Origin of the sequence: Streptomyces sp. NPDC052301, from assembly GCF_044593395.1 — a bacterium.
Taxonomy (GTDB): Bacteria; Actinomycetota; Actinomycetes; order Streptomycetales; family Streptomycetaceae; genus Streptomyces.
Genome location: NZ_JBIUBE010000010.1, coordinates 166,439 through 179,523, shown reverse-complemented (window position 1 = coordinate 179,523; position 13,085 = coordinate 166,439). Strand labels below are relative to the sequence as shown.

9 protein-coding genes are annotated in these 13,085 nt (G+C 72.3%); 4 read left to right on the top strand and 5 right to left on the bottom strand.

Annotated elements, in window-relative coordinates:
• Nucleotides 1–17: 17 nt before the first annotated feature.
• The 4 genes from ACIHEJ_RS27465 to ACIHEJ_RS27450 form a co-directional block, all read right to left on the bottom strand.
• Nucleotides 18–698: a response regulator gene (locus ACIHEJ_RS27465; protein ID WP_400139368.1), complete on the bottom strand. Its 681-nt coding sequence runs from the start codon at nucleotides 696–698 to the stop codon at nucleotides 18–20.
• Entirely contained in the window at nucleotides 698–2,368 is a 1,671-nt protein-coding gene (locus tag ACIHEJ_RS27460) for an ATP-binding protein (protein ID WP_400139367.1), read from the bottom strand. The genes ACIHEJ_RS27465 and ACIHEJ_RS27460 overlap by 1 nt, the downstream gene beginning before the upstream one ends.
• Before the next feature lie 135 nt (nucleotides 2,369–2,503).
• Nucleotides 2,504–3,445 carry a sucrase ferredoxin gene (locus ACIHEJ_RS27455; protein ID WP_400139365.1) on the bottom strand — a complete coding sequence of 314 codons (942 nt, stop codon included), beginning with the start codon at nucleotides 3,443–3,445 and terminating at the stop codon, nucleotides 2,504–2,506.
• Between the two features lie 54 nt (nucleotides 3,446–3,499).
• Nucleotides 3,500–4,756, bottom strand: coding sequence for a citrate synthase family protein (locus tag ACIHEJ_RS27450; RefSeq protein WP_400139363.1), 1,257 nt, complete (start codon nucleotides 4,754–4,756; stop codon nucleotides 3,500–3,502).
• 112 nt (nucleotides 4,757–4,868) lie between these two features.
• Between ACIHEJ_RS27450 and ACIHEJ_RS27445 the strand changes: the two genes are divergently transcribed.
• Both ACIHEJ_RS27445 and ACIHEJ_RS27440 read left to right on the top strand, forming a co-directional pair.
• Nucleotides 4,869–6,038, top strand: coding sequence for a citrate synthase (locus tag ACIHEJ_RS27445; protein WP_400139362.1), 1,170 nt, complete (start codon nucleotides 4,869–4,871; stop codon nucleotides 6,036–6,038).
• A 134-nt stretch (nucleotides 6,039–6,172) separates the two neighbouring features.
• On the top strand, nucleotides 6,173–7,345 hold the full coding sequence (locus ACIHEJ_RS27440; RefSeq protein ID WP_400139360.1) for a CobW family GTP-binding protein: 1,173 nt from the start codon (nucleotides 6,173–6,175) through the stop codon (nucleotides 7,343–7,345).
• Here the strand turns inward: ACIHEJ_RS27440 and ACIHEJ_RS27435 are convergent.
• Nucleotides 7,342–9,801 (bottom strand): DNA topoisomerase (ATP-hydrolyzing) subunit A, encoded by a 2,460-nt coding sequence (locus ACIHEJ_RS27435; protein WP_400139359.1) that lies wholly within the window; start codon nucleotides 9,799–9,801, stop codon nucleotides 7,342–7,344. The two genes, ACIHEJ_RS27440 and ACIHEJ_RS27435, sit on opposite strands and share 4 nt — an antisense overlap.
• A gap of 337 nt (nucleotides 9,802–10,138) precedes the next feature.
• On the opposite strand from ACIHEJ_RS27435, the gene ACIHEJ_RS27430 reads away from it, so the two are divergent.
• Both ACIHEJ_RS27430 and ACIHEJ_RS27425 read left to right on the top strand, forming a co-directional pair.
• On the top strand, nucleotides 10,139–11,533 hold the full coding sequence (locus ACIHEJ_RS27430) for a M16 family metallopeptidase (protein ID WP_400139358.1): 1,395 nt from the start codon (nucleotides 10,139–10,141) through the stop codon (nucleotides 11,531–11,533).
• Entirely contained in the window at nucleotides 11,530–12,918 is a 1,389-nt protein-coding gene (locus ACIHEJ_RS27425) for a M16 family metallopeptidase (RefSeq protein ID WP_400139357.1), read from the top strand. The genes ACIHEJ_RS27430 and ACIHEJ_RS27425 overlap by 4 nt, the downstream gene beginning before the upstream one ends.
• Nucleotides 12,919–13,085: the final 167 nt, after the last annotated feature.

Here is a 13,085-nt window from a genome sequence, read left to right as displayed (position 1 = left end):
GCGCGCAGTGGCCGCGTTCAGGCGCGGGTCGCCCACACGTAACGGTGTTCCGGGCGGCCCGCGTCGCCGTACTTCAGCGTCAGCCGGGCCCGGCCCGTGCGCTCCAGGAGCTTCAGATACCGCTGGGCGGTCTGCCGGCTCACGCCCGTCCGCTCGGCGATCTCCTGGGCGGACAGCGGGTCCTCCGCGTTGATCAGCGCCTGGCGCACCAACGCGGCCGTCGTGGGCGAGTGTCCCTTGGGCAGCGCGGGCTCCGACGGCGCGGACAGCGCGCCGAAGATGCGGTCCACCTCCGCCTGCTCGGCCTCACCGCCGCCGTCCAGGGTCCGCCGCAGCCGGGCGTACGCCTCCAGCTTGGCCCGCAGGCCGGCGAAGGCGAACGGCTTCACCAGGTACTGCAGCGCCCCTTGGCGCATCGCGGCCTGCACGGTCGACACGTCCCGTGCCGCCGTCACCATGATCACGTCGGTCTGGTGGCCGCGCCGGCGCATCTCGCGAACCACCGCGAGACCCGTTTCGTCCGGCAGATAGTGGTCCATGAGGACCAGGTCGACGTGCGGCAGCCGCTCCACCTGCTGCAGCGCCTCGGCCGCGTTGTGCGCCTCACCGGCCACATGGAACCCGGGCACCTTCTCCACGTAGGCGGCGTTGACCCGGGCGACCCGGGTGTCGTCGTCCACGACCAGGACCTCGATCATCACGCCTCCTCCTCGGCGACGGCGACGCGCTCCAGGGACTCGACGGGCGCGACCGGCTCCGGCTCGGTCAGCGCCTCGGGCAGCACCACGGTGAACTGCGCGCCGCCGCCGTCCGCCGTACCCACGGTCGCGCTGCCGCCCTGCCGTTCGGCGAGCCGGCGCACCAGGGAGAGTCCGATGCCCCGCTTGCCGTGCGCGGGCGGCTTCTTGGTGGTCCACCCGTCCGTGAAGATCAGTTCTCGCTGGTCGGCCGGGATTCCGGGCCCGGTGTCCCGCACTCGCAGGACGACGGTTCGGCCCTCCGTGCGCACCTCGACCTCCACGCGCGCGTGCGGGGTGCCCGCGACCGCGTCCAGGGCGTTGTCCACGAGGTTGCCCATGATCGTGACCAGCCCCCGCGGGTCGATCAGCCGGTCCGGCAGCCGGCTGCGCTCCGCGACCCACAGGGCGACGCCGCGCTCGGCCGCCACGGTCGCCTTGCCGACCAGCAGCGCGGCCAGCAGCGGGTCCTGGATCTTCTCGGTGACCTGCTCGGCGGTGACCCGGTGGTCGCCGACCACCTCGCCGACGAACTCCACCGCGTCGTCGTACATGTCCAGTTCCAGCAGCCCGAGCAGGGTGTGCATACGGTTGGCGTGCTCGTGGTCCTGGGCGCGCAGGGCGTCGATCAGCCCGCGCGTGGAGTCGAGTTCCCGTCCGAGCTGCTCCAGTTCGGTACGGTCGCGCAGCGTGGCCACGGCGCCTCCGTCCTCGGTGGGCATGCGGTTGGCGACCAGGACGCGCTGGCCGCGCACCGTCAGCAGGTCGGTGCCGGTGACTCTGCCGGCCAGGACGTCCGTCGTGCGGCCCGCGCCGAGCGCCTCGTCGGGGGTCCGGCCGACGGCCTCGTCGCCGATGCCCAGCAGCCGCCGTGCCTCGTCGTTGAGCAGGCGGACACGGCCGCCCCGGTCGAGGGCTACCACGCCCTCCCGGATGCCGTGCAGCATCGCCTCGCGCTCCGCGAGCAGCGCGGAGATGTCGGAGAAGGCCAGGTCCCGGGTCTGCCTCTGGACCCGGCGGGAGATCAGCCAGGCGGCCAGCGCACCGACCGCGAGAGCGCCGCCGGCGTACGCGAACAGCCCGGGGATCGCGTTGATCAGCCGCGCCCGCACGCTGTCGTAGGCGATGCCCACCGAGACCGCCCCGATGATGCGGTGGTGGGCGTCGTACAGCGGTACCTTGCCCCGCGCCGAGCGGCCGAGGGTGCCCTTGTCGATCTCCATGACCTCCTTGCCGGCCAGGGCGTCGCGGGGGTCGGTGGAGACCACATGGCCGATGTTCGAGGTGGTGGGATGCGACCAGCGCACCTTGTGGGTGTCCAGCACCACGATGTACTCGGCGTGCGTGGCCTTCCGGATCCGCTCGGCCTCCTTCTGCACCGGGCCGCCGGCGGTCGGCGGGGTGTTCAGGAGGCCCTCGGCGATCTGCGGGTCCTGGGCCGTCGTCTGGGCGATGGCCAGTGCGCGGCGCTCCGCCTCCTGGTCCAGCTGCTTGCTCAGCGGCGCCAGGAACAGGCCGGTCGCGAGCACGGCGACCCCCGCGGCGATCGCCACCTGCATCAGCAGCACCTGCGAGAACATCCGCCGGGGCAGACCGAGGCGCAGACGGCGTGCGGGGGGAGTCGGGCTCATACCCACGACGGTACGTGGGACGGCCGGACCCGCCCCAGGAGATGTGGTGTGGATCTCTTGACCCGTTCTTGATCTGCCGATCAATACGTACGGAAGATCAACGTCCGGCGCCGGTACGGCACGAGCGATGCCGGGTCAGCCGGCCATCGCCGTCGGCCGCAGCTCGCGCACGGCCACCACGTCCATCCGTGCGGGCGTCCCGAGGACCGTCGCGCCGCAGCTCTCCGGGCGGGGCGGGAGCGACGCGCCCTGCGCCACGGTGACCCGCCACCGGCGGCCGTCCGCGTGCAGGACGGTGACGTCCCAGCGCGGGGCCCCGCCGTCGGTCCGTACGACGCTCAGCACACCCGCCCGGTACTCGCCCGCGGCCGAGCGGACCGCCAGCTCGGCCGCCTGGCCGGGCCGGTCCCAGGCGGAGCAGCCGCGGCACCCCTCGACGACCACGCGCCCCTCCTGGGTGCCGTGCAGCGCCTCCTTGACGGTGTGCGCCTCGGCGCGGCCGTAGGCGTAGCCGTACGGCAGGACCAGCACGGTCGGTGAGAAACGATGTCCACCCAGATGGGTGACCTCCCAGACGCCGCGCACCCCGGAGGCGGCCAGCTCGGCGGCGAGGGGGCGGCCCAGCAGGGCGCAGCAGCGGTCGCGCTTGGCGTTGGTGCACACGAGCGCCAAGGGGTCGCCGGTGTGCGCGCGTCCGCCGAGCGCCACGCCGAACGTGCGGTGGTCGCCCGCGCCGAGGGCGGCGAAGTCGAGGTCGAGCAGCCGCTCCGGATCTCGTGTGACGGCGCCGTGCAGCCACACGCGCCCCGGGACGGTGTGCGCGGCGTAGACGTGCCGGACCGGGGGCGTGCCGGGGTCGGCGTGCCGCCCCGGGCGCCGGATGAGCGCGACGCGTACGCCGGTTCCCTCGGCAGCGGCCTCCAGCGCCCGGCCGAGTGCGGGGTCCAGATGGCTCGAAGTGAGCGCCTTGGCACCCCAGGGGCCGGGCTGTTCCAGGAGCAGCCACGTCCGCGCCGTGGCCGCCGTACCGGAAACAGGCTCGTCGAGACTCCGGGAGACGGTCGCACACCTACTCACAGAGGTGAGCCTAACCTGACTGCCCTCGAGGTGACTTCCGGCCGTGGTCGTGTCCTACTCGGGCAGGGGTTGCGGCGGTCGCGGACCGACGTAGTGACCGCTGGGACGCATTCGCAGCGGACGCTCGCCGTACTCCTCCAGGGCGTGCGCGATCCAGCCCGCCGTCCGGGCGACGGCGAAGATCGTCTCGCCCGCGGTGGCGGGCATGCGGCACGCGGTGGTGAACACCGCCAGGGCCAGGTCCACGTTGGCGTGCAGCGGGGTGTGCCGGGCGGTCGTGGCGACGATGTCGCGGGCCGCGAGCAGCGCGGACTCCGCCTGCGGGACCTGCTCCAGGAGGTCGAACAGCACGCGCGCGCGGGGGTCTTCGCCCGGGTACAGCCGATGCCCGAGTCCGGGCACACGGCGGCCCTCGCGCAGTTCGGCGGCGATCACCGGGACCGCGGTGCCCTGATCGAGCACGTCGAGCAGCATCCGGTGGGCCAGACCGCTCGCGGCACCGTGCAGCGGGCCCTCCAGGACGCCGAGCCCCGCGGAGACGGCGGCGTAGGGGTGGGCCCGTGCCGAGGCGGCGACGCGGACCGCGAGGGTGGAGGCGGCCAGGTCGTGGTCGGCGAGCAGGGCGAGGGCGGTGTCCAGGACGCGCAGCGAGGCCTCGTCGGCGGAGCGGGCGGTCAGCCTGCCCCACAGACGGTGGGCCAGCGGGCCGTCGTCCTGGGGGCCGTACAGGACGGGCGGCAGGGCGGAGACGAGCGTGGGGATGAGGATCCGTGCGGTGTTCAGCACGGCCTCCTCGGAGAGGTCGAAGCGCAGCGGGTCCTCCGCCGCGGCGGCGATCGCCGCCACCCGCAGCCGGTCGACGGGGGAGGCGTGTTCGGACAGGGCGAGCACCGCGCGGCGGGTGACCTCGACCGTGTTCGCGGGCGCGGAGAAGGTCACCCCCGGGGTCAGCCGGCCCGTCCACAGCCACTCCGCGACCTCCTCGTAGGAGTGCTCGGTGGCCAGCTCGACGGCGTCCGCGCCGCGGAAGAAGTACCGGTCCTTCTCGATCAGCGTGATCCGCGTCCGGACGGACAGCTCCCCGCCGGAGCCCGGACTCCCGGCCGCCTCGCGCCGGTTGCGCCGGGCGAGGGCCTCCACCTCCTTGGCCTCGAAGGTGCTGGACCGGCCGCCGGGTTCGCGTCTGCTGCTGAGCAGGCCGCGGCTCACGTACGCGTACACCGTCTCGGGCTTCACACCGAGCAGTTCGGCGGTCTCCTTGGTGGTCAGCCTTCGCCCGGGACGGTGCGGAGCGGGTTCGTGATCGCGCATGGGGCCACCGTAGCGGCCTGTGCACACCTTGATGCCTACACATTGATTTGATCAATATTGACAAGGATTTAGTCAAGCATGGACAGTCACATCAAGTCCAGGAAGGAGCAACATGACCATCAACAGGACCGCAACCCCGACGCTGATCGACGCCCCGCGCGGCCTCGCCGGCGTCGTCGTCACCGAGACCGAGATCGGTGACGTCCGGGGGCGTGAGGGCTTCTACCACTACCGCCAGTACTCGGCCGTCGAACTCGCGCGCACCCGCGGCTTCGAGGACGTCTGGCACCTCCTGATCCACGGCACGCTCCCCGACGCCGACCGCCGCGCCGCCTTCGCCGCCGAGGCGGCGGCACTGCGCCGGCCGCCCCGGGAGGTCCGCGCCGCGCTGCCCGCCATCGCCGCGGCGCCGCGCCTCTCCGGCCCCCTGGCCGGCCTGCGCACGGCCCTGTCGCTGCTGGGCTCGGCCCAGGCGCTCCGCCCGGTCTACGACGTCGACGCGGACCGGCGCCGGGCCGACACCGTCGCCGTCTGCGCGGTCGTACCCACCCTGCTCACCGCGCTGTACCGGCTCGGGCAGGGGCTCGACCCGGTCGAACCGCGCGACGACCTGCCGTACGCGGCCAACTACCTGTACATGCTCACCGGCGAGGAACCGGACGCCCGGCGGGCCCGGGCGGTCGAGCAGTATCTGATCTCCACCATTGATCACGGATTCAATGCGTCCACCTTCACCGCGCGGGTCATCGCCTCCACCGGCGCCGACGTGGCGGCCTGCCTGATCGGCGCCTTGGGCGCACTGTCGGGGCCGCTGCACGGAGGTGCACCCAGCCGGGCCCTGGACACACTGGACGCGATCGGGACGCCGGACCGGATCGATCCCTGGATCCGGGAGCGGGTGCTCGCCGGGGACCGGATCATGGGCTTCGGGCACGCCGTCTACCGCACCGAGGACCCCCGCTCGCGGATGCTCCGCGAGATCGCCCTCGGCTTCGGCGGACCCAGGGTCGACTTCGCGGTGGAGGTCGAGCGCCGGGTCGAGGCGATCCTCGCCGAGCTGAAGCCCGGCCGCGAACTCCACACCAACGTCGAGTTCTACGCCGGTGTGGTCATGGAACTGTGCGGGCTGCCCCGCGAGATGTTCACGCCCACCTTCGCGGCGGCCCGCGTCGTCGGCTGGAGCGCCAACATCCTGGAACAGGCCACCGACTCGAAGATCATCCGACCGGTGGCGCGCTACGTGGGACCGGAGCCGCCGGTCGCGGTGCCGACCGCCGGCTGACGGGACCCGGCCCCCTCCCGCCGTTCTCCTATCCTGATCCGGCAGCCGGTCCGCAGGACAGAGCACGAGACAGGACAGAGCACGAGAGGGGTCGCCCGTTGGGGAAGAGCTTGGGGAACAGCCCGGGGAACACCGTGGCGAACGGCCGGACACGCCATCCGGTCGGCGCCCGCGGCCCGCAGCAGATCCCGGTCGTCGTGCTCGCCGGATTCCTGGGCTCCGGCAAGACCACACTCCTCAACCACCTCCTGCACCGCAGCGGAGGCAGTCGCATCGGGGCCGTCGTCAACGACTTCGGAGCCATCGAGATCGACGCGATGGCCGTCGCGGGCGCCCTCGGCGACTCGACCGTCTCCCTCGGCAACGGCTGCCTGTGCTGCGCCGTCGACGCGAGCGAACTCGACCTCTACCTGGACCGGCTCGCCGCGCCCGCGGCCGGCATCGACGTGATCGTCATCGAGGCGAGCGGACTGGCCGAGCCGCAGGAGCTCGTGCGGATGGTGCTGGCGAGCGAGCATCCGGGGATCGTCTACGGCGGCCTCGTCGAGGTCGTCGACGCCGCCGAGTTCGACGACACGCGCGCGCGGCACCCCGAGATCGACCGGCACCTCGCCCTCGCCGACCTGGTGGTGGTCAACAAGCTCGACCGGGCCGCGGACGCCGAACGGGTGCTCGGCCTGGTGGGGTCCTTGACCGACCGTGCCGCCGTCGTCCCCGCCACCTACGGCCGCATCGACCCGGAGCTCCTCTTCGACTGCAGGCCGAGCGAGGAGCGCATCGGGCAGCTGTCCTTCGACGACCTGCGCGAAGACGACAGGATCGAAGACGACAGGCACGAAGGCGACCTGCACGAAGGCGGCGGACACGATCACGGCGGGCACGACCCCCACAGGCACGACCACCCCGGCCATCTCCACACCGGCTACGACAGTCTGTCCTTCGCCTCCGACGTCCCCATGGACCCGCGCCGGCTGATGCGGGTCCTGGACAGCCGGCCGGAGGGGCTGTACCGGATCAAGGGGTACGTCGACTTCGGGCCGCACGACACGCTCAACCGGTACGCCGTGCACGCCGTCGGCCGGTTCCTGCGCTTCTACCCCGAACCCTGGCCGCCGGCCGGGGACGCCCGCCTCACCCAGCTCGTACTGATCGGCTCCGGTATCGACACCGAGGCCCTCCGCAAGGAGCTCGAGGGGTGCGGGAACGGCGACGCCCCACACGCCGACGAGCACGGCATGTGGGGCGTCCTGCGCTACGTACAGGGCTCCGAGGAAGAACCCGACGCCGAGGAGGCGTACGAGGCCTAGAACGCGGGCCCGGCGACCACCGCCACCGTCTTGGGCAGCGAGGTGCCCGAGCCGTCGCGGCGCGGGTCCAGCTCCGGCAGCTCCGCCGGGGTGCCGTTCTTCTGCGCGGCACGCGCCGGCGTGGGGCCCGCCCAGGCCAGCGCCAGGCAGTCCTCGCCCTTCAGGAACCGCTGGCAGCGCACGCCACCCGTGGCCCGGCCCTTGCGCGGGTACTGGTCGAAGGGGGTCAGCTTGGCCGTCGTCTGCACCGAGTCGTCCAGCGTGCCGCGCGAGCCCGCCACCGAGAACACCACCGCCTCGGCCGCCGGTTCGACCGCCGTGAAGGAGATGACCTTCGCGCCCTCGGTCAGCTTGATGCCCGCCATACCGCCCGCCGGGCGGCCCTGCGGACGCACGATGGACGCCTGGAAGCGCAGCAGCTGCGCGTCGTCCGTGATGAAGACCAGGTCCTCCTCGCCGGTGCGCAGCTCCACCGCGCCGACGATCCGGTCGCCCTCCTTGAGCGTGATGACCTCCAACTCGCCCTTGTTGGACGGATAGTCGGGCACCACGCGCTTGACGACGCCCTGCTCGGTGCCGAGCGCGAGGCCCGGGGACGACTCGTCCAGCGTCGTCAGGCAGACCACCGTCTCGTCGCCCTCCAGGGAGACGAACTCCGCCAGCGGCGCGCCCCCGGAGAGGTTCGGTGCCGCCGCGGTCGGCGGCAGCTGCGGCAGGTCGACCACGTTGATCCTCAGCAGCCGGCCCGCCGAGGTCACCGCGCCGATCTCGCCGCGCTGGGTCGCCGGGACCGCCGAGACGATCACGTCGTGCTTGACGCGCCTGGCACCGGCCTCGTCCGGCAGCGGCTCGTCGGTCGCCGTACGGGCCAGCAGCCCCGTCGAGGACAGCAGGACCCGACACGGGTCGTCGGCGACCTGCAGCGGCACCGCGGCCACCGGGGCACCCGCCGACTCCAGCAGGACCGTGCGCCGGTCGGTGCCGAACTTCTTGGCCACGGCCGCCAGTTCGTTCGAGACCAGCTTGCGCAGCTCCGCGTCGGACTCCAGGATCCGGGTCAGCTCCGCGATCTCCGCGGTGAGCTTGTCCTTCTCCGCCTCCAGCTCGATGCGGTCGTACTTGGTGAGCCGGCGCAGCGGCGTGTCGAGGATGTACTGCGTCTGCACGTCGCTCAGCGAGAAGCGCTCCATCAGGCGCTCCTTGGCCTGCGCGGAGTTCTCGCTGGACCGGATCAGCCGGATGACCTCGTCGATGTCGACCAGCGCGGTGAGCAGGCCCTCGACCAGGTGCAGGCGGTCGCGGCGCTTGGTGCGGCGGAATTCGCTGCGGCGCCGGACCACGTCGAAGCGGTGGTCGAGGTAGACCTCCAGCAGCTCCTTCAGGCCCAGAGTGAGCGGCTGGCCGTCCACCAGCGCCACGTTGTTGATGCCGAAGGACTCCTCCATCGGGGTCAGCTTGTACAGCTGCTCCAGGATCGCCTCCGGCACGAAGCCGTTCTTGATCTCGATGACCAGGCGCAGGCCGTGCTCGCGGTCCGTGAGGTCCTTGACGTCGGCGATGCCCTGGACCTTCTTCGAGTTGACCAGGTCCTTGATCTTCGCGATGACCTTCTCGGGGCCGACCGCGAAGGGCAGTTCGGTGATGACCAGGCCCTTGCGGCGGGCGGTCACCGTCTCGATCGAGACCGTGGCACGGATCTTGAAGGTGCCACGGCCCGTCGCGTACGCGTCCCGGATGCCCTCCAGACCGACGATCCGGCCGCCGGTGGGCAGGTCCGGGCCGGGGACGTGCCGCATCAGCGCGTCCAGGTCCGCGTTCGGATACCGGATCAGGTGGCGGGCGGCCGCGATCACCTCGCCGAGGTTGTGCGGCGGCATGTTCGTCGCCATACCGACCGCGATGCCCGAGGAGCCGTTCACCAGCAGGTTCGGGAACGCGGCGGGCAGCGCCACCGGCTCCTGCTCCTGGCCGTCGTAGTTCGGCGCGAAGTCGACCGTGTCCTCGTCGATCGACTCGGTCATCAGGCTCGTCGCCTGGGCCTGACGGCACTCGGTGTACCGCATGGCGGCCGGCGGGTCGTCGTTGCCCAGCGAGCCGAAGTTGCCGTGGCCGTCCACCAGCGGCACGCGCATGGAGAAGGGCTGGGCCATGCGCACCAGGGCGTCGTAGATCGACGCGTCGCCGTGCGGGTGCAGCTTGCCCATGACCTCGCCGACGACCCGCGCGCACTTCACGTAGGCGCGGTCGGGGCGCAGGCCCATCTCGTTCATCTGGTAGACGATCCGGCGGTGCACCGGCTTGAGGCCGTCACGGGCGTCCGGCAGGGCGCGTGAGTAGATGACCGAGTACGCGTACTCGAGGTAGGAGCCACGCATCTCGTCCACGACGTCGATGTCGAGGATCTTCTCCTCGTACGAATCGTCGGGCGGCGGGGTCTTCGTGCTGCGGCGGGCCATCGCTGCCGGCTCCTCCTGATCTGGTCGCTCGCCTCCGGGACGCGCACCCTTCGGCTCGCTCTTGCTGAAAGCGTCTGCTCTTGCTCGAAGCGTCTGACGGATCTGACGCGGACCATTGTGGACCGTGGCACTGACAACCCGGGCACGACCCGGTCCGTGCGGTCCGCCCCGGTGCCGAGGAGCCGTTCCGTGGCACGCCTGACGCAGGCTACGCGATCCGCTGTGGGCGTACGCCCCGCGGGAACTCCGCCGGGGTCCGGCGCGCGTTGCATACAGTGGCAGGAACGGCAGGAAAACCGGGGTTTGCACAACCGACTCCGCTCGCGAAGGGACGCACATGCCCATGGGTCACACGACCACAGCCGAGGCAGGCTCCGGGGGCCTGACAGCGACCGAGCACCGCCTGGCCAACGGTCTGCGCGTGGTGCTCTCCGAGGACCACCTGACCCCCGTGGCGGCGGTCTGCCTCTGGTACGACGTCGGTTCCCGCCACGAAGTCAAGGGACGTACCGGTCTGGCTCACCTCTTCGAGCACCTCATGTTCCAGGGCTCGGCCCAGGTGACGGGCAACGGTCACTTCGAGCTGGTGCAGGGTGCCGGCGGCTCGCTCAACGGCACCACCAGCTTCGAGCGCACCAACTACTTCGAGACCATGCCCGCCCACCAGCTGGAGCTCGCCCTCTGGCTGGAGGCCGACCGCATGGGCTCGCTGCTGGCCGCCCTGGACGACGAGTCCATGGAGAACCAGCGGGACGTCGTCAAGAACGAGCGCCGTCAGCGCTACGACAACGTCCCCTACGGCACCGCCTTCGAGAAGCTGACCGCCCTCTCCTACCCGGAGGGCCACCCCTACCACCACACGCCGATCGGTTCGATGGCGGACCTGGACGCGGCCACCCTGGAGGACGCCCGCCGGTTCTTCCGCACCTACTACGCGCCGAACAACGCGGTACTGTCCGTGGTCGGCGACATCGACCCGCAGCAGACGCTCGCCTGGATCGAGAAGTACTTCGGCTCCATCCCGTCCCACGACGGCAAGCCCCAGCCCCGCGACGGCTCCCTGCCGGAGGTCATCGGCGAGCAGAAGCGCGAGGTCGTCGTCGACGAGGTCCCGGCGCGTGCCCTGATGGCCGCCTACCGGCTCCCCGAGGACGGCACGCGCGCGTGCGACGCCGCCGACCTCGCCCTGACCGTCCTCGGCGGCGGCGAGTCCTCCCGCCTGTACAACCGGCTGGTGCGCCGGGACCGTACGGCCGTCGCGGCCGGCTTCGGCCTGCTGCGCCTGGCCGGCGCGCCCTCCATGGGCTGGCTGGACGTGAAGACCTCCGGTGACGTGGAGGTGCCGGTCATCGAGACCGCCATCGACGAGGAGCTGGCCCGGTTCGCCGAGGAGGGCCCCACGCCCGAGGAGATGGAGCGCGCCCAGGCCCAGTTGGAGCGCGAGTGGCTGGACCGGCTCGGCACGGTCGCCGGCCGCGCCGACGAACTGTGCCGGTACGCGGTCCTGTTCGGCGACCCGCAGCTCGCCCTCACCGCCGTCGAGCGCGTCCTGGCGGTCACCCCCGAGGAGGTCCAGGAGGTCGCCAAGGCCCGGCTGCGCCCCGACAACCGCGCGGTCCTCGTCTACGAGCCGAAGTCCCCGGAGACCGTCGAGGACGCCGACGTGCCCGAGGACCCGGAGTCGGAAGCGACCGTAGAGGCCGGAAACGAGAACGAGGAGACGGCCAAGTGACCGAGCTCGCCACCATGGACTTCCACCCCCAGCCGCAGCCCGGCGAGGCCAAGCCGTGGGCGTTTCCCGCCCCCGAGCGCGGCACGCTCGGCAACGGCCTGACCGTCCTGCGCTGCCACCGTCCCGGCCAGCAGGTCGTCGCCGTCGAGGTACTGCTGGACGCGCCCCTGGACGCCGAGCCGACGGGCCTGGACGGCGTCGCCACGATCATGGCGCGGGCCTTCTCCGAGGGCACGGACAAGCACTCCGCGGAGGAGTTCGCCGCCGAGCTGGAGCGCGCGGGCGCCACGCTCGACGCACATGCCGACCACCCCGGCGTGCGGCTCAGCCTGGAGGTCCCGGCCTCGCGCCTGGCCAAGGGCCTCGGCCTGCTCGCCGACGCGCTGCGCGCACCCGCCTTCGCCGAGAGCGAGGTCGAGCGGCTGGTCCGCAACCGTCTGGACGAGATCCCGCACGAGCTGGCCAACCCCTCCCGCCGTGCCGCCAAGGAGCTCTCCAAGGAGCTGTTCCCGGCGGCCTCGCGCATGTCGCGCCCGCGCCAGGGCACCGAGGAGACCGTCGAGAAGATCGACGCCGCCGCCGTACGCGCCTTCTACGACCGGTACGTCCGCCCCGCCACGGGCACGGTGGTCGTGGTCGGCGACCTCACCGGGATCGACCTGGACGAGCTGCTCGGCGACACCCTGGGCGCCTGGACCGGCACCCCGGGCGAGCCCCGTCCCGTGCCGCCGGTGACCGCCGACGACACCGGGCGCGTGGTCGTCGTGGACCGTCCCGGCGCCGTCCAGACGCAGCTGCTCATCGGCCGGGTCGGGCCGGACCGGCACGACCGCGTGTGGCCCGCCCAGGTGCTCGGCACCTACTGTCTCGGCGGCACCCTCACCTCCCGCCTGGACCGCGTGCTGCGCGAGGAGAAGGGCTACACCTACGGCGTGCGCGCGTTCGGGCAGGTCATGCGGTCCGCCCCGGACGGCACCGGCGCCTCGATGCTCGCCATCAGCGGCTCCGTGGACACCCCGAACACCGGCCCCGCGCTGGACGACCTGTGGAAGGTGCTCCGCACCCTCGCGGCGGAGGGACTGACCGACGCCGAGCGGGACGTCGCCGTGCAGAACCTGGTCGGCGTGGCGCCGCTCAAGTACGAGACCGCGGCGGCCGTCGCGAGCACCCTGGCCGACCAGGTCGAGCAGCACCTGCCCGACGACTTCCAGGCGACGCTGTACCAGCAGCTGGCGGCGACGGGCACCGTCGAGGCCACCGCGGCAGTGGTGAACGCCTTCCCGGTGGACCGCCTGGTGACCGTCCTCGTCGGTGACGCAGCCCAGATCAAGGCGCCGGTCGAGGCCCTCGGCATCGGCGAAGTCACCGTCGTGGCCGCCGAGTAGCGTTCGTGACCGCCGGGCAGCGACAGGCACGGCGGCACGCACGCACACGCCGTACGCGCGCGTGGGCCCTGACGACCTACGGGTCGTCAGGGCCCTTGTCGTTCCACTCGCTTCCTCAGATGCCCGATTTGAGGCGGAGGTTGCCTGTCTGTGCTGTGGGATGCGCT